The organism is Candidatus Pseudomonas auctus (assembly GCF_048654275.1).
GTDB lineage: Bacteria > Pseudomonadota > Gammaproteobacteria > Pseudomonadales > Pseudomonadaceae > Aquipseudomonas > Aquipseudomonas pharyngis.
This window is the reverse complement of the sequence record NZ_JBJYZK010000018.1, coordinates 19055-43821: the sequence shown is the minus strand read 5'-3', so window position 1 is coordinate 43821 and position 24767 is coordinate 19055. Positions and strand designations below refer to the sequence as shown.

The window sequence follows — 24767 nt, the reverse complement described above, 5'->3', positions numbered from 1 at the left end:
GGCTTTATGTCGCCGATTCACACCCTGATTGAAGATTGCCCGCTCAATGAATACGACCTTTTCCTGCGTAGGCTGCGGCAAATGCTGCACCGATCACCATGTGCCCCTGACCCTGGCTGAAGCCCGTATGTGGGCGGCTGACGGCGGTCAGGTGATCGTGCTGGTGGAGGCGTTTCTCGCCAACGGCCTGGGCCTGCCGGAACAGCAGCGCGAGCATGCACAACGGCGTTCGGCGGTTGTGCGCAGCGGAATGTCCGACGTACATGTGGCGATCACCTTCGCCGCCTACAACGTAGGTCCCTGCCGGAATCTTGACGAAGACAAGCTGTGCCGCATCTACGAGCGCCGACCGCTGGTGTGCCGCATCTATCCCGCCGAAATCAATCCGCACATCCCGCTGAACCCTGCGGCCAAGGACTGCCCGCCGGAATCCTGGGAGCAAGGGCCGCAACTGATCGTCGGTGGTGAACTGGTCGATCAGGAACTGGTGACGCTGATCCAGCGCTCGCGTCAGGCCGATCGCGACGACATCCGGATCAAGGATGCGATCTGCGGTTTGCTCGGCATCCGCACCACGGCGCTTAAGGGCGATGGGTTCACCGCGTACCTGCCGGACATGGGCGCGTTTGCCTCGGTGATCGATCAGGTCGCGGCGCAGCCATTGAGCGAAGTTTCCAGCGAATGGCTGTTCCATGTCTCCGGCGACGACATCGCCGGGCAAGTGCGGGCGGCCGGGGCACAGGTGGTGTCCGAGCCGCCGCAGACCTACGCGTTCATTTCGTTGCGAGCGGCCTAAGCGCCCTGCCGCCGCCCCCAGAACTCCCGCGCCAGCGAACGCAAATCCCCCGCCAGCCCCGCCACATCCTGTGAGTTGAGCTGGCTCTGGCGCCCTTCATCCACCGTCAACTCGCACGCCGTGCGAATACTGACGATGTTGCGGTTGATGTCCTCGCTCACCGCGCTCTGCTCCTCGACCGCTGCGGCAATCTGCAGACTCATCTCGGTGATCTGCTCGACCCGCCCGCTGATTCCGTCCAGTGCCCGGGCCGCACGCTGGGCCTGTTCGACGCTGTTATCCACATGCTCACTGCTCTGCTGCATCACCAGCACCGCATCCCGCGCGCCGTTTTGCAGGGTGCTGATCATCCGTTGAATCTCGTTGGTCGACTGCTGAGTACGCTGAGCCAGACCACGCACCTCATCGGCCACCACCGCAAACCCGCGCCCGGCATCCCCGGCCCGCGCCGCTTCGATCGCCGCGTTGAGCGCCAGCAGATTGGTTTGCTCGGCGATGCTGCGAATCACCTCCAGCACCCCGGAAATCTCGCTGCTGTGGCCTTCGAGCTGATGAATCACCTCGGTCGCCCGGCCCAATTCCTCGGCCAGCCGCAACACCGCACTGCGACTCTCGCCCACCAGCAGATGCCCCTCACGGGTCTCCGTCCCCGCCATGTCCGCCGCCACCGACGCCTGCTGCGCATGGCTGGCGACCTCGGCCACACTGGCCGCCATCTGATGAATCGCCGCCGCCACCTGATCGGTTTCCGCCTGCTGCGCCAACGTGCTGGTGTGACTGCTGTGCAGATGATCCACCAATTGCGCCGCATGCCCGGCCAGCCGCTGCGACGCATCACCGATCCGCCCCACCACCGCGCCGACCTGCGCTTCAAGCATCTGCAAGGCAAACTCGATCTGCCCGAACTGATCCCGCCGCCCGGTATAAATGCCCTGGCTCAACGGGTTATCGGCAATCAGCCGGGCACGCTCGGTCAAATGCTCCAGCGGCCGCAATAACCAACCCACGCCCAGCGCACACGCGCCACTGCCGGCCACCAGCGCAGCGGCTTCGATGCCCATGGACTCCGGCCGCAGCCAGGCTTCCATCCCCAGCACCAGCGCCAGCACCGAACTGGTCAACGCCATGATCTTCGCCCGCAAACTCAGGCTCGGCAGCCGCGGCCACCGCGCCACCCGCCCCTCGCGCAACTGCGCATACGCCCGCTCCGCTGCCGCAATCTGCCGCGTATCCGGCCGCGTGCGCACCGACTGATACTCCACCGCCGCACCGTTCTGCGTGACCGGCGTGACATAGGCACTGACCCAGTAGTGATCACCATTCTTGCAACGATTCTTGACCAGCCCCATCCACGACCGCCCACCCTTGAGCGTCTGCCACATATGGGCAAACGCCTGCGCGGGCATGTCCGGATGACGCAGCAAATTGTGCGGCGCACCCAGCAGCTCGTCGCGGCTGTAACCGCTGATCCTGATGAAGTCGTCGTTGGCGTAGGTGATCGCGCTGGTCAGATCGGTGGTCGAGAGAATGTTCGCATCCGGCGCAACATCGACATTGCGCCCGGTCACCGGGAGATTGATCTTCATGGAAAGCGCGCTCGTTTTATTGGAAAGAGTCGGCAGGGCTGCTGACTCTAAGCGCACTAACTGGTTAAACGTTGATCTGGCTCAGGAACTGAGCAATTAGCCATCACTGTGACCGAAAATCACAGCGACGGCCGAGGCGGGATTGAATCAGCGCTTGCCCATCGAACGGCGAGTACCCGACGGCGCCACACCCGGAATCTTGGCGTGACGATCACCGTCCTTGCCCTTGAATTGCGGCTGCTTGGCCGCTTTGGCCGCCGCCAGCTCACCTGGCTTGAACGGAAACTTGAACGCAGGAATGGTCGGCTTGGATTCGCCGGCCTCGGCCAGCTCTGCCGGGACATCGCTCACAGCGTTGTCGATTGGGGAAGTCATGAAAGCTCCGCGAAGCAAAAAAGTCCGGCCCGTTGGACGAGCCGCGAAAGCGCGCAGTATACCTGCGTGAGCGGACTTTAAAGAGCCCCCAAAAGGGTACGACTGGTCCCTTTTGGGGACTCTTCGACTAGCGGATCACGTTTGCGGATCAACCCGATCCAGCGCCCTGTTCACCGCCAACTCGGCCAGCATGATGATCTGCTGGATTCCCAGCGCCGTACTGCGCTGCGGGCCCGAAAGCTCATTGGCGAAGTTGCTGGCAATGGTACTGGCCGAGGCCAGGGATTCGCAGGCATTGGCCAGCAGGCTTTCGGTGTCGACGTCAGGAGTGACCATGTACATCGTGCTCGGGCGCGGCTTGGTGGGGTTGGGGCAGAGGTAGTAGTCGAGGGCGCGTTTGATGGCTTCGCGGTTTCGGGCGAGGTCTTCGGCGCGCATGGCCTCTTCGAGTGGGGTGGGTGATTCGAGGGGTGGGTCGGGTATCAGTTTGTCCATGAAAAGCTCCTACTTGGCTATGGAGCCATCCCTTGTCGTTTCCACACGACAAAAGGTGGCAGCTGTACGCAGGGTGGAAAACCGATAAGTAGGCAACCGGCCAGACCGAAGTCTGCCTGCGCACAGCCGCCGCGACGCAGTTTGCAGACGAAAGAAGACATCGGCAACGATTACGGGGAGATGCTTTGCAACTACTTGAAATCAGGTTTCCACGCCTGTTCGCTGAATTGGCAGCGACAGCCAAAGACTAGAGAGCGTGCTTCCGACGGACAACCTGAAAACCTTGTGGGAAGGATCCTGTTTGGTTGTTGAGATTTAAACAACCTCAAAAGCTCCCCTCACCCTAGCCCTCTCCCAGAGGGAGAGGGGACTGACCGAGGTGTTTGGAGGAGGTACGCCGACGTGAAAGACCGAGGTGAATTCAGCTTTTGAAAAGCTCCTGTGTTGTCCTCCACTCCCTCGAGAAAGGGCCGAGGTGAGCAAACCCAACAAAAACCAAAAGCCGACCGCACGCCCTTCACCACTCAGCACGATGAGCGTTAGCTCGAGTACCGCTCTTGACGTGCCGGCCCCATCGGAAGGCTGAGTGGAGGGATTTATCCGGGGGTGGGAGCGCAGCGACCGTGCGGCGCAGCCGCATGCATCGAGAGGAGGTGCAGCGAAGCAAACCGTAGGCGATGCCCCCGGATGAATCCCGGAACGAAGGAACGCCGAGCCACAGCGAGGCGCCGAACGCAGGGGCCAAGCCCTTTGGTTACTTTGGGCTGGGCCGGCATTCCGGCGTTTGCCAAAGTGACCCGCTGTAAGAGCGGAACCGCCAGCCGCAACACCCAAAGAAACGGATATACACCAAAACCCAAAACAGCATGGTCGGCCCAAAGGCCGCCAAGTCAAAAGCCGAAACTGACAGCGCCGTCAGCTAGCCGTCACCCTCCTGACCCCCAAACAAGTTTATAAAGACAAAACCTGCCCAAACCCCGTCCCCCTGGCACCCCACAAGCATGCAAATCCAGAAGAAAAAGGCCCTGCTCGCCACCCTGCTGATCGCCCTCGCAGCCGCCGGCCTGTGGTATGCGATAAAACCCGCACCGGCCAAACTCGCCGCCCCGACTGCGATCCCGGTCAGGGTCGTCGCCGTCAGCGAAAAAGACGTCCCCCGCTACACCAGCGGCATCGGCTCGGTTCTCTCGCTCCACAGCGTCGTGGTGCGCCCACAGATCGACGGCATCCTCACCAAACTCCTGGTCAAGGAAGGTCAGTTGGTAAAACAGGGCGACCTGCTCGCCACCATCGACGACCGCTCGATCCGCGCCAGCCTCGACCAGGCCCGGGCACAACTGGGCGAAAGCCAGGCGCAACTGCAAGTCGCTTTGGTCAACCTCAAACGCTACAAACTGCTCAGCGTCGACGACGGCGTCTCCAAGCAGACCTACGACCAGCAACAGGCACTGGTCAACCAGCTCAAGGCCACCGCCCAAGGCAACCAGGCCTCGATTGACGCGGCACAGGTACAACTTTCCTACACCCAGATTCGTTCCCCGGTCACCGGTCGCGTCGGGATTCGCACGGTCGACGAAGGCAACTTCCTGCGCATGACCGACACCCAGGGTCTGTTCACCGTGACCCAGATCGACCCGATCGCCGTCGAGTTCTCCCTGCCCCAGCAAATGCTGCCGACCCTGCAAGGCCTGATCAGCGACCCGCAGCGCGCGCAGGTCAAGGCCTACATCGGCGCCGACACCGACGGCGAAACCGGCAACCTGCTGGGCGAAGGTCACCTGACCCTGATCGACAACCAGATCAACGCCAACACCGGCACCATCCGCGCCAAGGCCGAGTTCGACAACCCCAACCAGAAACTCTGGCCGGGCCTGCTGGTGACGGTAAAGATTCAGACAGCGCTGGATAAAGACGCGCTGGTGGTCCCGCCCACCGTCGTACAACGCGGCCTCGATCAACACTTCGTGTACCGGGTCAACGGCGACAAGGTTGAAGCGGTGCAGGTGCAAATGGTTTATCAGGGCAGCGGCCAGGACATCATCAAGGGCGTGAAACCCGGCGACATATTGGTCAGTGACGGCCAGTCGCGGCTCAAGCCCGGTTCGACCGTGCAAGTCATGAGCGAACCGCCGCAGGTGGTGCAAGCGGAGCCCAAGCCATGAAGCAGCACAAAGGCGTTTCGACCTGGTGCATCGATCACCCGGTGGCGACGATTCTGCTGACCATCGCGCTGGTACTGGTCGGGTTGATTGCCTTCCCGCGCCTGCCGATTGCCCCGCTGCCGGAAGCGGAATTTCCGACGATCCAGGTCTCCGCCCAACTGCCCGGCGCCAGCCCGGACACCATGGCTTCGTCCGTGGCCACGCCGCTGGAGGTGCAATTCAGCGCCATCCCCGGCATGACCCAGATGACCTCCAGCAGTGCGCTGGGCTCGACCCTGCTGACCTTGCAATTCACCCTCGACAAGAGCATCGACACCGCCGCCCAGGAAGTGCAGGCCGCGATCAACACCGCCGCCGGCAAACTGCCGAAAGACATGCCGACCCTGCCGACCTGGAAGAAGGTCAACCCGGCCGACAGCCCGGTGCTGATCCTCAGCGTCAGCTCCACGCAAATGCCCGGCACTGAACTCAGCGACCTGGTGGAAACCCTGCTTGCGCGTCAGATCAGTCAGATCGACGGTGTAGGCCAGATCAACATCACCGGTCAGCAACGTCCGGCAATCCGCGTACAGGCCTCGGCCGACAAACTGGCGGCCATCGGCCTGACCCTCGCCGACATTCGTGTGGCGATCCAGCAGACCAGCCTCAACCTCGCCAAGGGCGCCTTGTACGGCGACTCGAGCATTTCCACGTTGTCGACCAACGACCAGTTGTTCCACCCCGAGGAATACAGCCAGCTCATCGTTTCCTACAAGGACGGCGCCCCGGTTCACCTCAAGGATGTCGCCAAAGTCGTCAACGGTTCGGAAGATGCCTACGTGCAGGCCTGGGCCGGCGATCGACCGGGGGTCAATCTGGTGATCTCGCGCCAGCCCGGCGCCAACATCGTCGAAACCGTCGACCGGATTCAAGCCGCCCTGCCCGGCCTCGAAGCCATGCTGCCGGCCTCGGTGCAGGTCAAAACCCTGATCGACCGCACCCAGACCATCCGCGCCTCGCTGCATGAGGTGGAAATCACCCTGCTGATCGCGATCCTGCTGGTGGTGGCGGTCATGGCGCTGTTCCTGCGTCAGCTGTCGGCGACGATGATTGTCTCGGCGGTGCTCGGCGTGTCGCTGACGGCCAGTTTCGCCTTGATGTATTTGCTCGGTTTCAGCCTGAACAACCTGACCCTCGTGGCCATCGTGGTGGCCGTGGGCTTCGTGGTCGACGATGCCATCGTGGTGGTGGAAAACATCCACCGTCATCTGGAGGCCGGCGACAGCATGCGCGACGCCGCGATCAAGGGCGCCGGCGAGATCGGTTTCACCGTGGTCTCGATCAGTTTCTCGCTGGTGGCGGCGTTCATTCCGCTGCTGTTCATGGGCGGCGTGGTCGGGCGCTTGTTCAAGGAATTCGCCCTGACGGCCACCTCGACCATCATGATTTCCGTGGTGGTATCGCTGACGTTGGCGCCGACGCTGGCGGCGCTGTTCATGCGCAAACCGGTGCATCACGCCCATGACAAACCGGGCTTCAGCGAACGCCTGCTCGGCTGGTACGAAAAAGGCCTGCGCCGCGCCCTCGCTCACCAGAAATTGATGATCGGCGTGTTCGGCATTTCCGTCGCACTGGCGATTGGCGGCTACGTGTTTATCCCCAAGGGTTTCTTCCCGGTGCAGGACACCGGTTTCGTCCTCGGCACCACCGAAGCCGCCGCCGATATTTCCTACAGCGACATGGTGAAAAAACACCTGGCGATGGCCGAAATCGTCGCCGCCGACCCGGCCGTGCAGGCGTTCTCCCACTCGGTGGGCGTGTCCGGCAGCAACCAGACCATCGCCAACGGCCGCTTCTGGATCGCCCTGAAAAAGCGCGGGGATCGTGATGTTTCCGCCAGCCAGTTCATCGACCGCATCCGTCCGCAACTGATGAAAGTCCCCGGCATCGTGCTTTACCTGCGCGCCGGCCAGGACATCAACCTCAGTTCCGGCCCGAGCCGTGCGCAATATCAATACGTGCTCAAGAGCAACGACGGGCCGACCCTCGCCACCTGGACCCAGAAACTCACCGAGAAACTGCGCAGCATCCCGGCGTTCCGCGACATTTCCAACGACCTGCAACTGGGCGGCAGCATCACCCACATCAGCATCGACCGCAGCGCCGCCGCGCGTTTCGGCCTGACGGCGAGTGATGTCGACGAGGCGCTGTACGACGCCTTCGGTCAGCGCCAGATCAACGAGTTCCAGACCCAGGTCAACCAGTACAACGTGATCCTGGAACTGGACACCAAACAGCGCGGCAAGGCTGAAAGCCTCAACTATTTCTACCTACGCTCACCGCTGAGCGGAGAGATGGTGCCGCTGTCGGCGCTGGCCCGATTCGACGCGCCGACCATCGGCCCGCTGTCCATCGCCCACGACGGCATGTTCCCGGCCGCCAACCTGTCGTTCAACCTGGCGCCCGGTGTGGCACTGGGCGACGCGGTGATTTTGCTCAATCAGGCCAAGGCCGAGATCGGCATGCCGACCGCGATCAGCGGCAACTTCCAGGGTGCGGCCCAGGCGTTCCAGAGTTCGCTGAAAAGTCAGCCGTGGCTGATTCTCGCGGCGCTGGTGGCGGTGTACATCATTCTCGGCGTGCTCTACGAGAGCTTCGTCCATCCGCTGACGATCATTTCGACCTTGCCAGCGGCGGGTCTCGGCGCGGTGATCATGCTGTGGATCTGTGGCCAGGACTTTTCGATCATGGCGCTGATCGGGCTGGTGCTGCTGATCGGTATCGTGAAGAAGAACGGCATCCTGATGATCGACTTCGCCCTGGAAGCGCAGCGTCATCGCGGCTTGTCGCCGCAGGATGCGATTTTCGAGGCATGTATCACGCGGTTCCGGCCAATCATCATGACCACCCTCGCCGCCCTGCTCGGCGCCCTGCCACTGATGCTCGGCTACGGCACCGGCGCCGAACTACGCCAGCCGCTGGGGATCGCAGTGGTGGGTGGCCTGCTGGTCAGCCAGATGCTGACGCTGTTCACCACGCCGGTCATATACTTGTGGCTTGAGCGGCTGTTCCACAAGCCCAAACCTGCGCCCGTCGCGGCGCTGGCAACGACAGACTGAGGCGGGTCATGCGCGTTCTGATTATCGAAGACGAAGAGAAAACCGCGGACTACCTGCACCGCGGCCTGACGGAACAGGGCTACACCGTGGATCGGGCCCGCGACGGCGTCGAGGGCCTGCATCTGGCGCTGGAAAGCGACTACGCGGTGATCGTCCTCGACGTGATGCTGCCGGGCCTCGACGGCTTCGGCGTACTGCGCGCATTGCGTGCGCGCAAGCAGACGCCGGTGATCATGCTCACCGCCCGCGAGCGGGTCGAAGACCGAATCCGCGGCCTGCGCGATGGCGCCGACGATTACCTCGGCAAACCGTTTTCCTTCCTCGAACTGGTGGCGCGCCTGCAAGCGCTGACCCGGCGCAGTGGCGGCCATGAACCGGTGCAAGTGAGCATCGCCGATCTGTGGATCGATCTGATCAGCCGCAAGGCCACCCGCGCCGGCACCCGGCTGGATCTGACCGCGAAAGAGTTTTCACTGCTCAGCGTGCTGGCCCGGCGCCAAGGCGAAATCCTCTCGAAAACCGCGATTGCGGAAATGGTCTGGGACATCAATTTCGACAGCGACGCCAACGTGGTCGAAGTCGCGATCAAGCGCCTGCGCGCCAAGCTCGACGGGCCGTTCGACGAGAAACTGCTGCACACCATCCGGGGCATGGGTTATGTGCTGGAGAGCCGTGGTGTCCAGTAACTCTATCGCGCTGCGCTTGAGCGGGATGTTCACGCTGGTGGCGCTGCTGGTGTTCCTGTTGATCGGCGGCGCGCTGTATCAACAAGTGGACAAAGGCCTGGGCCTGCTGCCGGAAGCGGAACTGGATGCGCGTTACAGCGTTCTGGAATCGGCGCTCAACCGCTATGGCACCCCCGAGCACTGGGTGAAGATCAACGCCAAGCTCAAGCTGCTCGGCGAAGAAGACAAGCGCATCCGGTTCTGGGTGGTCAGCGGCAATCCGGGCTATGAATTCGGCGAGCCCGATGTCTCGATCCGCGCGTTTGCCCAAGGCCCGCTGGGCATGCACGACCTGCAACTGCCCGACCATCCCTATCCGCTGAAAGTGCTGCTCACCGAACTGCCGGCCAAGGATCAACGCCCGCCGCTGCGCTTCATGATCGGCATCGACACCGAGACCTTTCACCAGACCCAGCATCAGTTGCTGATCGCGCTGGTGAGTCTGGCGGTGATCGGCGTGCTGCTGGCCTCGGCGTTGGGTTACTGGGTGGCGCGAATCGGCCTCAAACCGCTGATCAAACTGTCCCACGAAGCCCAGCGGCTGGCACCGCCGTTGCGGGCCGGGCGTCTGCGACTGTCGCCGTTGCCGCCGGAACTGGAGCAGTTCGTCGACTCGTTCAACTCGACGCTGGAGCGGGTTGAGCAAGCCTATTCGCGGCTCGAATCCTTCAACGCCGACGTCGCCCATGAACTGCGCTCGCCGCTGACCAACCTGATCGGCCAGACCCAGGTCGCCCTGACTCGCGGGCGCTCGGCCGAGCATTATTTCGAAGTGCTGCAATCCAACCTCGAAGAACTGGAACGCCTGCGTTCGATCATCAACGACATGCTGTTCCTGGCCAGCGCCGATCAGGGCAGTAAGGCCACCAAACTGACCTCGACCTCGCTGGCCGACGAAGTGGCGACCACCCTCGAATACCTCGATTTCATCCTCGAAGACGCGCAGGTCCAGGTTCGGGTAAGCGGCGATGCGCAGGTGCAGATCGAGATTGCTCATCTGCGCCGGGCCTTGATCAATCTGTTGAGCAACGCAGTGCAACATACCGCGCCGGGACAGGTGATCGAGGTGCAGATCACGGTCGAGGAACATCAGGTCAGCATCGGCGTGGCCAACCCCGGCTCACCGATTGCCAGCGAGCATTTACCGCGCTTGTTCGAGCGCTTCTACCGGGTCGATGCGTCGCGCAGCAACAGCGGCAACAACCATGGCCTGGGGCTGGCGATCGTCAAGGCGATTGCGCTGATGCATGGCGGGGATGTGTTCGTGCGCAGTGATCGTGGGATGAACACTTTCGGAATCCACCTCCCGGTCTGAAAAGCCCCCTCACCCTAACCCTCTCCCGGAGGGAGAGGGAACTGACCGAGTTGTTCTCTCAAGTTACGCCGACCTGAAAAATTTAGTCGAACTCATGCTTTGAAAAGCATGAAGATCGGCTCCCTTTCCCCCTCGCCCCCGTGGGGAGAGGGCTGGGCGGGCGGCGTTCCGATGAGGGGGTAGGCCCTTAGCCACTCTGCAAAAACCGACTCTTACCCGATACGCAACAGTCATTTATGAAAATCACGCTGTTTCCCAACGCCCGGCAACCTTATCTTTGCCCGCACCAAACAGCACTTGCCAAGCAAGAAGGTTTTCAAGATGTCCAACAGTATGGGTATTGCCAGCGCTTTCGTTTTGTCCTCATTGATCCTGTCGCCGATGGCGATGGCTGAAGAATCCCAGACGTTTGTAGCGCAAAACGCCGCTCGCGCTCACGCATTCGAACAGCATCAGGCAGAAGTGATGGCCAAGGCTCAGGACGCTACGCAAGCCCCGCAGGCCTTAAATTCTCAGGCTCAAGCCTCCGAGAAAGACAGCTGAGTCGCGCACTGCGCATCGTTTCCCTCGACGCGGTTGTTTGGCTCTTCCCGTTCAACCGTCGTCCTTGCAGGCCGCTGATTTTCAGCGGCCTTTTTTCGTTGTGGTCTGAAAGCTGTCTGGTACGTCTTTAACAACTGGAAACATCCCGCACCTCATGACATTGAAGTGTCAGTTGACCCAAGGAGCTTTACCGCACGTGCGTTACCCAGTTCGCGTTACCCCGCTGTTCATTGCAATTGCCGCAACGATTGCCCCCGCCGCCCACGCTGCCGAAGCCGAGCAGCAAGGTTTCGTCGAAGGCTCGAGCCTGAACCTCAATGCCCGCAACTACTACATGAACCGCAACCGTCTGCAGCAGACGGACGACAACATCGAGTGGGGCCAGGGGTTTCTCGGCAAATTCGAGTCGGGCTACACCGAAGGCACGGTCGGCTTCGGCATCGACGCCCACGCCATGCTCGGCCTGAAACTTGACGGCGGTGGCGGCACGGACAACTCCAGCATCCTGCCGGTCAGTGACGGCAGCGGCAAAGCGCCGGGCTCGTTCTCCACGGCGGGCGCCACCCTGAAAATGCGTGCGTTCGATACCGAACTGAAGGCCGGCGACCTGTTCCTTGCCAACCCGGTGATCGCCGGTGGCGAGACGCGCATGCTGCCGCAGACCTTTCGCGGCATCAGCCTGACCAACCACAGCTTCGATGGCTGGATGATCGAAGGCGGCCAGGCCAGTTTCACCAAGCCCTACAACCAGAGCGGGCACAAACGCATCGGCACTTCTTACGGCACCCTCGCCGACGACGATAAGAGCCAGCACCTGAACTGGGCCGGCGTGGCCTGGAGCGGCGTCGAAGGCCTGACCAGCAGCCTGTATGCCTCCGAGTTGAAGGACATCTGGAACCAGTACTACTACGACCTCGACTACACCTGGGCACTGAATGACTTGGTGACCCTCAACCCGGGCCTGCACTTCTATCACACCCAGGACACCGGCGACGCGCTGCTGGGCAACATCGACAACAACACCTACAGCCTGCATTTCACCGTGGGCATCGGCAGCCACAGCGTTACCGCCGCGTATCAGCGGGTCAACGGCAACACGCCGTTCGATTACATCAGCCAGGGCGACAGCGTCTACCTCGACAACTCGCAGCAGTACTCGGACTTCAACGGCCCGAACGAGCGCTCGTGGAAACTCAAGTACGCCTACGACTTCGCCGGCGTCGGCCTGCCGGGCCTGACCTCGGCACTGTCCTATTCGCGCGGCACGCTGGACCTGACCAAAGTCGATCCGGACAGCAAGGGTTACGCCTCGTGGTACAGCGCCGAGGGTCGCAACGCCAAACACTGGGAGCGCGACATCGACCTCAAATACGTGGTGCAGAGCGGCCAGGCCAAAGACCTGGCGGTATGCCTGCAATGGGCGACCAACCGCGGCGGCAACGGTTACGGCGCAATCGATACGGACACCGATGAATACCGTGTGATCATCGACTACCCGATCAACGTCTTCTAAGATCGGCACTGCGATAAAAGGCCAGCCTGACGCGCTGGCCTTTTTCTTGCCTGTGGCAGCGAGCGGGTACAACTACGCTTAGAAGAACCCCCAACCGAAAACCGGACCATGATCGCGAGCCGCACCCCTACCGTTCCCGGCACGACCGGACGCTCCGAGCTGCTGCTGATCTCAGGCAGCCTGCTGAGCGTGATCGCGATTGTCTGCATCGTCACGTTCCTGCTGATCCGTGAACGCGCCAACGCCCAGGAATCGGCCACCCGTGGCGCCACCACCATCGCCCAGTTGATCGACGCCGATGTACTGCGCACCGTCGAGCTGTATGACCTGACGCTGCAAGGGCTGATCGCCGCCGCCCAGCGTGACGACCTGAAAGACGTGTCGCCGCAGATCCGCCATCTGGCGTTGTTCGACCGCTCCACTACGGCGCGCTTCAAGGGCGACATCCTGTTGCTCGACAAGTATGGCGAGGTGATTGCCGACTCCTCGCGGGTCGATCCGCTGCCGGGCAATTTCGCCGACCGTGACTACTTCCTCGCCCACGCCTTCAACCGCGACACCGGCATGTTCATCAGCCGTCCGTTCAAACCCCGCTGTGACTGCGATGACGCGGACCAGTGGCGGATCAGTTTCAGTCGGCGCATTTCTTCAGACACCGGTGAGTTTCTGGGCGTGGCCGTGGCGTCGATGAAGCTCGATTACTTCGATCAGTTGTTCAACAGCCTCGACATCGGCATCGACAGCACTCTCAACATCATCAACAACGACGGCATCCTGCTGGCGCAGAAGCCTTATCTGCAGAGCGACTCGATCGGCAAGAGCTTTGCCGCCCGGCCCAATGTGGTGCGGATTCTGCGCGACAACAACGGCAATGGCAGTTTCAACAGCATTTCGAGCATGGATTATCAGCAACGGCTGTACACCTATTCGCGGGTCGGCAATCTGCCGCTGACGGTAATCGTTGCCCTGTCCAGCGAGGAAGTGTTCGGCGCGTGGCGACGCACGGCGATCCTGATCAGCGGCGCTACCGGCGTGTTGTGTGCCGGTCTGCTGTGGCTGACCTGGCTGCTGGCCCGGGAGCTGCGCCTGCGTCAGCGGGCCGAACATGAACTGGCACAACTCGCCGCAACTGATGCCCTGACCGGGGTCGCCAACCGGCGGATGCTCGATCAGTCACTGCGCCACGAGTGGTTCCGCGCCCAGCGCTCGGGCAAGCCGCTTTCATTGCTGATGATCGACGCCGACCACTTCAAGGCCTTCAATGACCGCCACGGGCATCAGGCCGGAGATCAGGCGTTGCGTGAACTGGCCAGGGTGATCACCGCCAATGTGCGGCGTCCGGCGGATCTGGTGGCTCGGTATGGCGGTGAGGAGTTTTCGGTGATCCTCGCGGAAACCGACAGTGCCGGGGCGCAGCAGATCGCCGAACACATTCGTGCAGCGGTGGAGCAATTGCCGAGCCTGAATCAAGACCAGTCACCGATGACCGTGAGCGTCGGTATCAGTACCTGGACGGCGACGAGCGAAATCAGTCTGGAGCAGCTGTTGTTCGCGGCGGACAAGGCGTTGTATCAGGCCAAGGAAGGTGGGCGAAACCGGGTCGTCGTCGCCTGAAAACAGGCATAAAAAAAGGCCACCCAAAGGTGGCCTTCAAAAAACTAGAGAGGTTTTTTACTTACACCGCCGCAACCGGGCGCATGTAAGAGATTGGTGCAGTGCTGGCGTCTTCGAACGTCACGACTTCCCAGGCATCCTTCTGCTCAATCAACTTGCGCAGCAGCTGGTTGTTCAGTGCGTGGCCGGACTTGAAGCCCTTGAACTCACCAATCAGGCTGTTGCCCAGCAAGTACAGGTCGCCAATCGCATCGAGGATCTTGTGCTTCACGAATTCGTCTTCGTAGCGAAGGCCGTCTTCGTTCAGTACGCCATCGGCATCGACCACGATCGCGTTTTCCACGCTACCGCCGAGTGCGAGGTTGTGCTTGCGCAGGTACTCGATGTCACTCATGAAACCGAAAGTACGGGCGCGGCTGACTTCTTTTACGAACGAAGTGCTGGAAAAATCCACGCTTGCACTTTGGGTGCGGTCCCGGAAAACCGGGTGATCGAAATCGATCTCGAAGCTCACCTTGAACCCTTCGAAAGGGACGAAAGTGGCGCGCTTGTCGCCGTCTTCCACTGTCACTTCACGCAGGATGCGGATGAATTTCTTGGCGGCGTCCTGTTCTTCCAGGCCAGCCGATTGAATCAGGAATACGAAAGGTCCTGCGCTGCCATCCATGATCGGGACTTCAGACGCGGAGAGCTCGACGTAGGCGTTATCGATGCCCAGGCCAGCCATGGCCGAGAGCAAGTGCTCCACCGTGTCTACCTTCACGTCACCGTTGACCAGCGTCGTCGACATGGTTGTCTCGCCGACGTTGGCCGCGCGAGCCGGTATCTCGACAACCGGATCGAGATCGGCACGACGAAAGACGATCCCGGTATCGACAGGTGCAGGCTTGAGGGTCAGGTAAACCTTCTCCCCGGAGTGCAGACCTACACCGGTGGCACGGATAATATTTTTCAGTGTGCGTTGTTTAATCATGGCATGGGCCGCTTCAGCGCAAATTGCGAACTGGTATCAACAAAGGCTGGCGATGATAGCAGACCGAGCCTTTGCTGAACACCAATCACCTGAATACCCCTGATACATTTCATCAATCGGCCTGACGACGCAGGAAAGCCGGGATGTCCAGGTAGTCCAGGTCATCTTGCGGATTCATCTTCGCGGCAGTCGCAGCACCGGCCTGAGCCTGGTTGCGCATGACGGTCGGACGGTCCAGGTCACGGTAATTCACCGCTGGCTGCTCCTGACGAGCGGGTGCCGGTTGCTGTACCTGAGCAGCGGCCATCGAGGTGTGAACGGTGTTGTCGATGACCTTCACAGGCTTCTCGATTTTCGCGCCCAGACCGGTGGCAACCACGGTCACGTGCAGTTCGTCGCGCATGTCCGGATCGATAACGGTACCGACCTTGACCATCGCGTGCTCGGAAGCGAAGGCTTCGATGATCGAACCCACATCGGAGTACTCACCCAGGGACAGGTCAGGACCGGCAGTGATGTTCACCAGGATGCCGCGTGCGCCTTGCAGGTTCACGTCTTCCAGCAGTGGGTTGCGGATGGCCGCTTCAGTGGCTTCACGTGCACGGTTCGGACCGCTGGCGCAGCCAGTGCCCATCATCGCCATGCCCATTTCGCTCATCACGGTACGTACGTCGGCGAAGTCGACGTTGATCATGCCCGGACGCTTGATGATGTCGGAGATACCGCGAACGGCACCGGCCAGTACATCGTCAGCCTTGGCGAAAGCCGACAGCAGGCTTGCGTCCTTGCCGAGGATGGTCAGCAGTTTTTCGTTCGGAATGGTGATCAGCGAGTCGACGCTTTCCGAGAGCATGCGGATGCCTTCGTCGGCGATCTGCATACGCTTGCGACCTTCGAACGGGAACGGACGAGTCACGACCGCAACGGTCAGGATGCCCATTTCCTTGGCCACTTCGGCGATGATCGGCGCCGCACCGGTACCGGTACCGCCGCCCATGCCGGTGGTGATGAACACCATATTGGTGCCGGCCAGCACTTCAGCGATGCGCTCGCGATCTTCCAGCGCAGCCTGACGGCCGACTTCCGGGTTGGCGCCGGCGCCCAGGCCTTTGGTCACGCCGGTGCCCAGTTGCAGAATGGTGCGCGCGCCGATGTTTTTCAGCGCTTGAGCATCGGTGTTGGCGCAGATGAATTCCACGCCTTCGATGTTGCTCTTGACCATGTGATTGACAGCGTTGCCGCCGCCACCGCCAACACCGATAACTTTGATTACCGGGCTTGCGGGGATGTTGTCTACGAGTTCGAACATTTTCCCTCTCCTTACATTCTCTAGTTTTTTCGCCTACTGCTGTTTGTTGCGGTGCTGCGGTAAAGCTTTAGAAGTTGCCTTGAACCCACTTCTTCAAACGGTCCAGCAACGGCGCCTGCGGCTCATCGTTGCTGTAGCTGTCGCGGCTGCCGATGCCCGAGAACGAGATCCCGTCGGACTGCTTTTGCAGGCCGTACATCAACAAGCCAACGCCAGTGGAATAAATCGGGTTGCGTACCACGTCATCCAGACCTTTCACTCCGTGGGGCACGCCCAGGCGGACCGGCATGTGGAAGATTTCTTCGGCCAGTTCGGTGGCGCCTTCCATCTTCGACGTACCACCGGTCAGCACGATGCCGGCCGGGATCAGGTCTTCATAGCCGCTGCGACGCAGCTCGGCCTGGATCAGGGTGAAGAGTTCGTCGTAACGCGGCTCGACCACTTCGGCCAGGGCCTGACGGGACAGTTCGCGCGGCGGACGGTCGCCGACGCTCGGCACCTTGATGGTCTCGCCGGCACCGGCCAGTTTGGCCAGGGCGCAGGCGTAGCGGATCTTGATCTCTTCGGCGTACTGGGTCGGGGTGCGCAACGCCATGGCGATATCGTTGGTCACCTGGTCGCCCGCAATCGGGATCACCGCCGTGTGGCGGATCGCGCCTTCGGTGAAGATCGCGATGTCGGTGGTGCCGCCGCCGATGTCGACCAGGCACACGCCCAGCTCTTTTTCGTCGTCGGTCAGGACCGAGTAGGCCGAGGCCAGTTGCTCGAGAATGATGTCGTCGATTTCCAGACCGCAGCGACGCACGCATTTCTCAATGTTCTGTGCGGCGTTGACGGCGCAGGTGACCACGTGAACCTTGGCTTCCAGACGCACGCCGGACATGCCCAGCGGTTCGCGCACGCCTTCCTGGTTATCGATCACGTAATCCTGCGGCAGGGTGTGCAGCACACGCTGGTCGGCCGGGATCGCCACCGCCTGGGCGGCGTCGAGTACGCGCTCCAGGTCAGCCGAGCTGACTTCGCGATCACGAATCGCCACGATGCCGTGGGAGTTCAGGCTGCGAATGTGATTGCCCGCCACGCCGACGAACGCCGAGTGAATGCGGCAGCCCGCCATCAGCTGGGCTTCTTCGATCGCGCGCTGGATCGACTGCACGGTGGACTCGATGTTGACCACCACGCCTTTCTTCAGGCCGCGGGACGGATGAGTGCCGATCCCGACGATTTCCAGCGAGCCGTCGTCCGCAACCTCGCCGACCAGCGCCACCACCTTGGAGGTGCCGATATCGAGACCGACGATCATTTTGCCGCTTTGCACGTTTGCCATGGGTCCTGCCTCTTCTTAATTCTTTGCGACAGCGGGTTGGGCTGTCGTCGGCGCTACTGGTTCCCGCCAGCCAACAGCGAGGCCGTTGGCGTAGCGCAGATCGATGCGCGCAATGTTCGTAATCTGTTCTTTGAGCGTCTTGTCATAGATGGCAATGAAGCGGCGCATCTTTTCCACCAGGTTGCCGCGTCCCAGCAGCAGCTCGATCCCGGGGCCGGAACTGCCGGCACCGGTGGTCAGGAACCAGCTGCCGCGTTCACGCAGCTCGAGCCGCGCAATCGAGAAGCCCAATGGCCGGAGCATCTGGCTCAGCACCTGGTATTGCTGCATCACTTGCTGCTGGGCCCGCTGTGGACCGAACAGCTGCGGCAGGTGTTCGTAGTTCGCCAGTTCCTTGGGCGTGAACGCCTGGCCCTGGTTGTTGAGCAACGACTCGTCGCCCCAACGGGCCACCGGCAGTTGCTCTTCGAGGCGGATCACCACCTGGTCCGGCCACACCCGACGTACTTCGGCGTGGGCGATCCACGGCATCTGCTCAAGCTCCGTGCGCATGCTCGCCAGGTCGATGGTGAAGAAGCTCGACGCCACGTACGGGGCGATCCGCTGCTGCACCGCTTGCTGACTGATGTAACTCAGGTCGCCCTGCACCGCGATCTTGGTGATTGGCCGGTCGGCGTACGGCAGCAGACGCTGTGCGCCTTCGTAAGTGCCGAACCCCAGAGCCACCAGCAGCACCGGCCAGAACAGACCTTTCAAAAAGCCGAAGTTGGCTTTTGGCAGGCGCGCGGACATCGGCTCTTTGGCCACCATTCGGCTGGCACCCCGCGGCACCGGCTTGCGGCCGGGGGCGGGTGGCTGATGTCTGAGATGAGCGCCTTGCATGGTCTTAACCTCGCGCCTCTTTCTTGCCATCGGCATCGACACTGGCGGCCAGAATGGCCAGGACCAGTTGCTGGAAATCCAGACCGGCCGCTTTCGCCGCCATCGGTACCAGGCTGTGATCGGTCATGCCGGGAGCGGTGTTGACTTCCAGGAACCAGAACTTGCCGTCGGCGTCCTGCATCACGTCCGCCCGACCCCAACCGGCAATACCCAGCGCCTCGCAGGCTTGCGCCGTGAGGTCCATGAGTTCTTTTTCCTTGGCGGCATCGAGCCCGCACGGAATCCGATACTGGGTATCGTTGGCAATGTACTTGGCGTCGTAGTCGTAGAACGTGTGTGGCGTACCCAGGGCGATAGGAGGCAACACCTGGTCACGCAGGGTGGCGATGGTGAACTCCGGACCGTGGATCCATTGCTCGACCAACACTTGCGAATCGTAGGTACTGGCCGCTTTCCATGCGTCGATCAACTCGGACGCGGAAGTCACTTTGGCCATCCCGATACTTGAACCTTCATGCGCCGGTTTGACGATCAAAGGGAAGCCCAGTTCCGTCGCTGCCGAAATACAATCGGCCTCGCTGCGCAGCACGGCGTGACGTGGCGTCGGAATCCCGAGCGTGTGCCAGACCTGCTTGGTGCGCAGTTTGTCCATCGCCAGCGCCGAAGCCAGGATGCCGCTGCCGGTGTACGGAATGCCGGCCACTTCGAGCAGGCCCTGCATGCTGCCGTCTTCACCGCCGCGACCGTGGAGGATGATGAACGCGCGGTCGATCTTCTCGCTCAGCAGGCGCTGCAGGATATCGGCGCCGACGTCAATGCCGAACGCGTCCACACCCGCGCTTTGCAGCGCACTGAGCACGGCATTGCCGGACTTCAGCGAGACTTCACGCTCGGCACTCAGGCCACCGAACAGCACGGCCACACGGCCGAAATCCTTCGGGGCGATGGTGGAGAACAGGTTGGCGTAGGCAGCAGTCATTTCAACTTCCCCTCGACCGATGCCGCCACGGCACCGGCGAACAACTCGCTTTTCAACAGTTTCGGTGCGAGGCCGCCGATGTCACCGGCGCCCTGGCACAGCAGAATGTCGCCGGCACGCAGCAACGGCTTGACCAGCGGCGCCAGGTCGACACCGCGCTCGATGTAGATCGGATCGAGCTGACCGCGCTGGCGGATGCTGTTGCACAGCTTGCGGCTGTCCGCGCCCGGAATCGGCTCTTCGCCGGCCGGATAAACTTCCATCAGCAGCAGCACGTTGGCGTCGGCCAGGACATTGACGAAATCGTCGTACAGGTCACGGGTGCGGCTGTAACGGTGCGGCTGGTAGACCATCACCAGACGGCGCTCCGGCCAGCCACCGCGCACGGCTTTGATGACTGCGGCAACTTCGGTCGGGTGGTGACCGTAGTCGTCGACCAGCATCACATTGCCGCCGTCCACCGGCAGTTCGCCGTAGACCTGGAAGCGTCGGCCGACACCCTGGAACCCGGACAGGCCCTGGACGATGGCTTCATCGCTGACGCCTTCGTCGGTGGCGATGCAGATGGTCGCCAGGGAGTTGAGCACGTTGTGGTTGCCCGGCATGTTCACGGACACATCAAGAGGCTCGCGATCAGGGCGCAGCACAGTAAAGAAGGTCTGCATGCCCTGCTGACGAACATTGATCGCGCGCACGTCGGCGTCTTCGCTGAAGCCATAGGTCACGGTCGGACGCTTGACCAGCGGCAGGATTTCACGCACCACCGGATCGTCCAGGCACATCACCGCAAGCCCGTAGAACGGCAGGTTGTGCAGGAACTCGACGAAGGTTTTCTTCAGTTTGTTGAAGTCACCGTCGTAGGTCGCCATGTGGTCGGCGTCGATGTTGGTAACCACGGCCACCAGCGGTTGCAGGTGCAGGAAGCTGGCGTCGCTTTCATCGGCCTCGGCGATCAGGTAACGGCTGGTGCCGAGCTGGGCATTGGTGCCAGCGGCGTTCAGACGGCCACCGATGACGAAGGTCGGATCCAGACCACCGGCGGCGAACACCGAAGCGATCAGGCTGGTGGTGGTGGTCTTGCCGTGGGTACCGGCGACGGCGATGCCGTGGCGGTAGCGCATCAGCTCGGCGAGCATTTCGGCACGCGGCACCACCGGGATGCGGCGTTCCAGCGCAGTCGCGACTTCCGGGTTGGAGGTGTTGACGGCGCTCGACACCACCAGCACATCGGCGGCAGCGGCGTTCTCGGCACGGTGGCCGATGAAGATCTGCGCACCGAAGGATTCCAGGCGCTCGGTCACCGGCGAAGCTTTCAGGTCGGAACCGGACACTTCATAGCCCAGGTTCAGCAGCACTTCGGCAATACCGCACATGCCCACGCCGCCGATCCCGACGAAGTGGATGCGACGGATGCGGCGCATTTCCGGTTGCGGCATGGCTTTCTGATTCTCAACCATGGGCCACCTCCAGACAGGTATCGACCACGCTGCGGGTGGCTTCGGGTTTCGCCAGACGGCGGGCCGCTTGGGCCATTTGTTCGAGTCGTTGCGGTTGCATCAAGACCTCTGTCAGGCGCGCGGCAAGGTCCGCGGCACCAGTCGTTCTTTGCGGCATCAGGAAGGCAGCGCCTTCGCGGGCCAAATAATCGGCGTTGCGGGTCTGGTGATCGTCGATCGCGTGGGGCAAGGGCACCAGCATCGAGGGCAGACCGGCGGCGGCCAGTTCGCTGATGGTCAATGCGCCGGCGCGGCACACCACCAGGTCAGCCCAGCCATAGGCCTGGGCCATGTCTTTGATGAACGGCTGCACCTGCGCGTCCACGCCGGCGGCGCGGTAGCGCTCTGCAGTCACTTCATCGTGGTTTCTGCCGGCCTGATGGAACACTTCCGGACGCAAGTCGGCAGCGACTTGTGCCAAGGCTTCAGGCAGCAACTTGTTCAACGGCTCTGCGCCCAGGCTTCCGCCCAGGATCAGCAAACGCGCCTTGCGTCCGGCCAGGACCGGGCGCGGTGTTTCGAGGAACAGCTCGCTGCGCACCGGGTTACCGGTGGTACGGCGGCTGTCCGACAGGGTAAAGGTGTCGGGGAACGCTTCACACACCCGGGCGGCGAACGGCACCAGCAACCGATTGGCGGTGCCGGCCACGGCGTTCTGCTCATGAACGATCACCGGCACGCCGGCCAGTTTGGCGGCAAGACCACCGGGGCCGGTCACATAGCCGCCGAATCCGACCACGCACACCGGCCGCAAGCGGCGAATGATCGCCCGCGCCTGCCATACCGATTTCAGCAGCATGAACGGCGCCTTGAGCAGCGACAGCTTGCCCTTGCCACGCAGGCCAGTGGCGTTGATGCGGTGCAGTTCAATACCTGCCGCCGGTACCAGATCGTTCTCGATCCCGCGCGGCGTCCCGAGCCAGTGCACGGTGTAGCCGCGCGCCTGGAATTCGCGGGCACAGGCCAGCGCCGGGAACACGTGGCCACCGGTACCGCCGGCCATGATCAATACGTTAGCGCCCATGGTTCGGCTCATCGGCGAAGTCGCTCTCATGGAATTCCATCTCTTCACTGCCCAGGTGGGTCCGGCTCTCCCACTCGATCCTCAGCAACAGGCCAAGGCAGGCGCAGCAGATCACCAGGGAACTGCCGCCATAACTGAGGAACGGCAAGGTCAGGCCCTTGGTCGGCAACAGGCCGACGTTCACGCCGATGTTGATCAGGAACTGGCCGATCCACAGGAACGACAGGCCGTAGGCAACATAAGCGGCAAAAAACTGTTTGGCCTTCTCGGCCCACAGACCGATGTACATCCCGCGAATACACACGAACACGAACAGCGCCACGGTGCACAGCGAGCCCACGGCGCCGAGCTCTTCGGCGAGAACCGAGAACACGAAGTCGGTGTGCGCTTCCGGCAGGTAGAACTGTTTCTGCACGCTGTTGCCAAGACCAACACCCAGCCATTCACCGCGACCGAACGCGATCAAGGCTTGCGACAATTGATAACCGGCGCCGAACTGGTCGGCCCACGGGTCGGCGAAGTTGGTCAGACGCGCCATCCGGTACGGCTGCATCTGAATCAGCAACACCACCGCACCAACGGCCAGCACCACCATGAGCGAGAACCGGAACAGCCCGACCCCGCCGAGGAACAGCATCGCCGCCGCAGCGCCCATCATCACGACGGTGGCACCGAAGTCCGGCTCCATCAGCAGCAGGCCCGCCATCGGCAGCAGCACGATGAATGGCTTGAAGAAGCCCATCCAGCTCTCGCGCACCTCTTTCTGGCGACGCACCAGGTAACCGGCGAGGTAGATCACCACGAACACCTTGGCGATCTCGGACGGTTGAACGTTGAAGAAGCTGAAACCGATCCAGCGCATCGAACCGTTCACCTCACGGCCGATCCCCGGGACGATCACCATCACCAGCAGACCGAACGCACCGATCAGCATCATCCAGCCGAGGCGCTGCCAGGTGGCGATCGGGATCATCATGGTGACGATGCAGGCACCGAGGCCGAGCACCACGTAGATCAGGTGACGGGTCATGTAATAGAGAGCACTGCCCGACTGCGCCGCGCCGACTTCTGTCGATGCCGAGGCGATCATGATCAGGCCCAGACCGAGCAACGCCAGGCAACCGGCGAGCATCGGAAAGTCGAGGTCGATTCCGCGTCCGGTAATCAGCGGCGACGGATATGGCTTGATGATGTTTCTCAAGCTCATGCCAGATCCTCCACGGCGCGGACGAACTGGTGACCACGGTCTTCGTAGTTCTTGAACATGTCGAAACTGGCGCAGGCCGGCGACAGCAGCACCACGTCACCCGGCTGGGCGGCGGCGCGGCATTGGGCGACCGCGTCGACCAGCGTAATCGCACGAGTCAGCGGTACGGCATCGCCGATCGCTTCGCCGATCTTGTCGGAGTCGCGACCCATCAGGATCACGGCGCGGCAGTGGGCCGCCACCGGATCGCGCAGGTCCTTGAAGTCGGCACCCTTGCCATCGCCACCGGCGATCAGCACGACCTTGCCGTCGATGTCCGCACCCAGACCTTCGATGGCGGCCAGCGCAGCGCCGACGTTGGTGGCCTTGGAATCGTTGTAGTAACCGACGCCGTCCAGATCACGTACCCACTGGCAACGGTGTTCGAGACCGGCGAAGGTGCGCAGCGCCGACAGCATGGCGTCGAACGGCAGCCCGACCGCGTGGCCGAGCGCCAGCGCCGCCAGGGCGTTGGACTGGTTGTGGGCGCCGCGAATCTTCAACTCGCGCACCGGCATCAGGTTCTGGAATTCGAAGGCCAGGTATTTCTCGCCATTCTCTTCGCGCAGGCCGAACGCCTTGAAATCGGGTTTGGTCAGGCCGAAGGTCCAGCACGGCTGGCCCTCGCCCATCAGCGGACGGGTCAAAGCGTCCTGGCGGTTGACCACGAACTGCTTCGCACCCCGGAAGATCCGGTGCTTGGCCAGGTGGTAGGCCGGCAGACCGCTGTAGCGATCCATGTGGTCTTCGCTGATGTTGAGCACGGTCGCCACTTCGGCGTTGAGCTGGTCGGTGGTTTCCAGCTGGAAGCTCGACAGCTCCATCACGTACAGCTCGACGTCATCGCTGAGCAGATCCAGCGCCGGCGTACCGAGGTTGCCGCCCACGGCCACGCGCTTGCCGGCCGCAGCCGCCATCTCGCCGACCAGGGTGGTGACGGTGCTTTTCGCATTGGAACCGCTGATGGCCACGATCGGCGCCTTCGCGTTGCGCGCGAACAGCTCGATGTCGCCGGACAGCTTCACGCCACGGGCCGCGGCGGCTTGCAGGGCCGGGGTCGCCAGCGCCAGGCCGGGGCTCACGTAGAGCTCGTCGGCACGGCACAGGAACTCGACGTCCAGCTCGCCACAACGCACTTCCACGTGCGGATAGTCACGCTGGAGCGTGGCCAGTTCCGGTGGATTTTCCCGCGTATCGGCCACAGCAAACGCCACGCCCCGGTTCGCCAGGAAGCGAACCAGGGACATGCCGCTCTTGCCGAGGCCGACAACGATGCGGAAGTGGTCAGAAGCGATCAGAGACACTCGTT

The 24767-nt window shown here is 62.2% G+C and carries 20 protein-coding genes and 1 pseudogene; 8 read left to right on the top strand and 13 right to left on the bottom strand.

The genetic code is table 11. From position 1 onward, the window contains the following. Positions 1-46: 46 nt before the first annotated feature. A complete protein-coding gene (locus ACKUG4_RS25610) occupies positions 47-796 on the top strand; it encodes a YkgJ family cysteine cluster protein (RefSeq protein WP_085649352.1) in 750 nt (249 codons plus the stop codon). Here the strand turns inward: ACKUG4_RS25610 and ACKUG4_RS25605 are convergent. The 4 genes and pseudogenes from ACKUG4_RS25605 to ACKUG4_RS25590 form a co-directional block, all read right to left on the bottom strand. Next, positions 793-1857 carry a methyl-accepting chemotaxis protein gene (locus tag ACKUG4_RS25605; protein ID WP_371857950.1) on the bottom strand — a complete coding sequence of 355 codons (1065 nt, stop codon included), beginning with the start codon at positions 1855-1857 and terminating at the stop codon, positions 793-795. The two genes, ACKUG4_RS25610 and ACKUG4_RS25605, sit on opposite strands and share 4 nt — an antisense overlap. A 243-nt stretch (positions 1858-2100) precedes the next feature. Further along, positions 2101-2382 (bottom strand): annotated as a pseudogene (locus ACKUG4_RS25600) (PAS domain-containing protein); the annotation flags it as partial. Between the two features lie 147 nt (positions 2383-2529). Next, positions 2530-2757 carry a hypothetical protein gene (locus ACKUG4_RS25595; protein ID WP_039765632.1) on the bottom strand — a complete coding sequence of 76 codons (228 nt, stop codon included), beginning with the start codon at positions 2755-2757 and terminating at the stop codon, positions 2530-2532. Between the two features lie 135 nt (positions 2758-2892). Continuing rightward, positions 2893-3252, bottom strand: coding sequence for a DUF6124 family protein (locus ACKUG4_RS25590; protein WP_445435100.1), 360 nt, complete (start codon positions 3250-3252; stop codon positions 2893-2895). Positions 3253-4253: 1001 nt separating this feature from the next. Between ACKUG4_RS25590 and ACKUG4_RS25585 the strand changes: the two genes are divergently transcribed. From ACKUG4_RS25585 to ACKUG4_RS25555, 7 genes are all read left to right on the top strand, one after another. Further along, the gene (locus tag ACKUG4_RS25585) at positions 4254-5414 is read left to right on the top strand and encodes an efflux RND transporter periplasmic adaptor subunit (protein WP_445435099.1); all 1161 of its coding nucleotides are present in this window, start codon (positions 4254-4256) and stop codon (positions 5412-5414) included. After that, positions 5411-8512: a multidrug efflux RND transporter permease subunit gene (locus ACKUG4_RS25580; protein WP_445435098.1), complete on the top strand. Its 3102-nt coding sequence runs from the start codon at positions 5411-5413 to the stop codon at positions 8510-8512. The genes ACKUG4_RS25585 and ACKUG4_RS25580 overlap by 4 nt, the downstream gene beginning before the upstream one ends. Positions 8513-8520: 8 nt before the next feature. Continuing rightward, positions 8521-9198: a heavy metal response regulator transcription factor gene (locus ACKUG4_RS25575; protein WP_011335857.1), complete on the top strand. Its 678-nt coding sequence runs from the start codon at positions 8521-8523 to the stop codon at positions 9196-9198. Beyond that, positions 9188-10552, top strand: a complete 1365-nt coding sequence (locus ACKUG4_RS25570; RefSeq protein ID WP_445435097.1) for a heavy metal sensor histidine kinase — start codon at positions 9188-9190, stop codon at positions 10550-10552. The genes ACKUG4_RS25575 and ACKUG4_RS25570 overlap by 11 nt, the downstream gene beginning before the upstream one ends. A gap of 321 nt (positions 10553-10873) precedes the next feature. Further along, positions 10874-11095 (top strand): hypothetical protein, encoded by a 222-nt coding sequence (locus ACKUG4_RS25565; RefSeq protein ID WP_039766234.1) that lies wholly within the window; start codon positions 10874-10876, stop codon positions 11093-11095. Positions 11096-11291: 196 nt separating this feature from the next. Beyond that, positions 11292-12608, top strand: coding sequence for an OprD family porin (locus tag ACKUG4_RS25560; RefSeq protein WP_445435096.1), 1317 nt, complete (start codon positions 11292-11294; stop codon positions 12606-12608). A 108-nt stretch (positions 12609-12716) separates the two neighbouring features. Next, positions 12717-14222 carry a sensor domain-containing diguanylate cyclase gene (locus ACKUG4_RS25555; RefSeq protein ID WP_445435095.1) on the top strand — a complete coding sequence of 502 codons (1506 nt, stop codon included), beginning with the start codon at positions 12717-12719 and terminating at the stop codon, positions 14220-14222. Positions 14223-14283: 61 nt separating this feature from the next. Here the strand turns inward: ACKUG4_RS25555 and lpxC are convergent, their stop codons facing one another. The 9 genes from lpxC to murD all read right to left on the bottom strand — a co-directional run bounded on the left by lpxC (position 14284) and on the right by murD (position 24762). Beyond that, a complete protein-coding gene (gene lpxC / locus ACKUG4_RS25550) occupies positions 14284-15195 on the bottom strand; it encodes a UDP-3-O-acyl-N-acetylglucosamine deacetylase (RefSeq protein WP_007956752.1) in 912 nt (303 codons plus the stop codon). A 112-nt stretch (positions 15196-15307) separates the two neighbouring features. After that, positions 15308-16504 (bottom strand): cell division protein FtsZ, encoded by a 1197-nt coding sequence (ftsZ, locus tag ACKUG4_RS25545; RefSeq protein WP_007956754.1) that lies wholly within the window; start codon positions 16502-16504, stop codon positions 15308-15310. 67 nt (positions 16505-16571) lie between these two features. Further along, complete coding sequence (gene ftsA, locus ACKUG4_RS25540) at positions 16572-17831, bottom strand: cell division protein FtsA (protein WP_007956755.1); 1260 nt, start codon at positions 17829-17831, stop codon at positions 16572-16574. A gap of 15 nt (positions 17832-17846) precedes the next feature. Beyond that, positions 17847-18713 (bottom strand): cell division protein FtsQ/DivIB, encoded by an 867-nt coding sequence (locus ACKUG4_RS25535; RefSeq protein WP_039766241.1) that lies wholly within the window; start codon positions 18711-18713, stop codon positions 17847-17849. Positions 18714-18717: 4 nt separating this feature from the next. Beyond that, the gene (locus ACKUG4_RS25530; RefSeq protein WP_039766243.1) at positions 18718-19692 is read right to left on the bottom strand and encodes a D-alanine--D-alanine ligase; all 975 of its coding nucleotides are present in this window, start codon (positions 19690-19692) and stop codon (positions 18718-18720) included. Continuing rightward, entirely contained in the window at positions 19689-21149 is a 1461-nt protein-coding gene (murC, locus tag ACKUG4_RS25525; RefSeq protein ID WP_011335862.1) for a UDP-N-acetylmuramate--L-alanine ligase, read from the bottom strand. Before murC ends, ACKUG4_RS25530 begins: the two co-directional genes overlap by 4 nt. Further along, complete coding sequence (murG, locus tag ACKUG4_RS25520; protein ID WP_445435094.1) at positions 21142-22212, bottom strand: undecaprenyldiphospho-muramoylpentapeptide beta-N-acetylglucosaminyltransferase; 1071 nt, start codon at positions 22210-22212, stop codon at positions 21142-21144. The genes murC and murG overlap by 8 nt, the downstream gene beginning before the upstream one ends. Then, positions 22202-23419 carry a putative lipid II flippase FtsW gene (ftsW, locus tag ACKUG4_RS25515; RefSeq protein ID WP_445435093.1) on the bottom strand — a complete coding sequence of 406 codons (1218 nt, stop codon included), beginning with the start codon at positions 23417-23419 and terminating at the stop codon, positions 22202-22204. Before ftsW ends, murG begins: the two co-directional genes overlap by 11 nt. Beyond that, positions 23416-24762 carry a UDP-N-acetylmuramoyl-L-alanine--D-glutamate ligase gene (gene murD / locus ACKUG4_RS25510; protein WP_445435092.1) on the bottom strand — a complete coding sequence of 449 codons (1347 nt, stop codon included), beginning with the start codon at positions 24760-24762 and terminating at the stop codon, positions 23416-23418. The genes ftsW and murD overlap by 4 nt, the downstream gene beginning before the upstream one ends. Positions 24763-24767 lie beyond the last annotated feature (5 nt).

Bases quoted from the DNA above. Each gene is read 5' to 3' on its own strand.
- ACKUG4_RS25575 (WP_011335857.1), top strand. From the start codon at position 8,521: ATGCGCGTTCTGATTATCGAAGACGAAGAGAAAACCGCGGACTACCTG.
- ACKUG4_RS25530 (WP_039766243.1), bottom strand. From the start codon at position 19,692: ATGACTGCTGCCTACGCCAACCTGTTCTCCACCATCGCCCCGAAGGAT.
- ACKUG4_RS25565 (WP_039766234.1), top strand. From the start codon at position 10,874: ATGTCCAACAGTATGGGTATTGCCAGCGCTTTCGTTTTGTCCTCATTG.
- ACKUG4_RS25580 (WP_445435098.1), top strand. From the start codon at position 5,411: ATGAAGCAGCACAAAGGCGTTTCGACCTGGTGCATCGATCACCCGGTG.
- ftsW (WP_445435093.1), bottom strand. From the start codon at position 23,419: ATGAGCTTGAGAAACATCATCAAGCCATATCCGTCGCCGCTGATTACC.
- ACKUG4_RS25590 (WP_445435100.1), bottom strand. From the start codon at position 3,252: ATGGACAAACTGATACCCGACCCACCCCTCGAATCACCCACCCCACTC.
- ACKUG4_RS25585 (WP_445435099.1), top strand. From the start codon at position 4,254: ATGCAAATCCAGAAGAAAAAGGCCCTGCTCGCCACCCTGCTGATCGCC.
- murG (WP_445435094.1), bottom strand. From the start codon at position 22,212: ATGGGCGCTAACGTATTGATCATGGCCGGCGGTACCGGTGGCCACGTG.
- ACKUG4_RS25535 (WP_039766241.1), bottom strand. From the start codon at position 18,713: ATGCAAGGCGCTCATCTCAGACATCAGCCACCCGCCCCCGGCCGCAAG.
- lpxC (WP_007956752.1), bottom strand. From the start codon at position 15,195: ATGATTAAACAACGCACACTGAAAAATATTATCCGTGCCACCGGTGTA.
- ACKUG4_RS25595 (WP_039765632.1), bottom strand. From the start codon at position 2,757: ATGACTTCCCCAATCGACAACGCTGTGAGCGATGTCCCGGCAGAGCTG.
- ftsA (WP_007956755.1), bottom strand. From the start codon at position 17,831: ATGGCAAACGTGCAAAGCGGCAAAATGATCGTCGGTCTCGATATCGGC.
- ACKUG4_RS25605 (WP_371857950.1), bottom strand. From the start codon at position 1,857: ATGGGCATCGAAGCCGCTGCGCTGGTGGCCGGCAGTGGCGCGTGTGCG.
- ACKUG4_RS25610 (WP_085649352.1), top strand. From the start codon at position 47: ATGAATACGACCTTTTCCTGCGTAGGCTGCGGCAAATGCTGCACCGAT.
- murC (WP_011335862.1), bottom strand. From the start codon at position 21,149: ATGGTTGAGAATCAGAAAGCCATGCCGCAACCGGAAATGCGCCGCATC.
- ftsZ (WP_007956754.1), bottom strand. From the start codon at position 16,504: ATGTTCGAACTCGTAGACAACATCCCCGCAAGCCCGGTAATCAAAGTT.
- ACKUG4_RS25555 (WP_445435095.1), top strand. From the start codon at position 12,717: ATGATCGCGAGCCGCACCCCTACCGTTCCCGGCACGACCGGACGCTCC.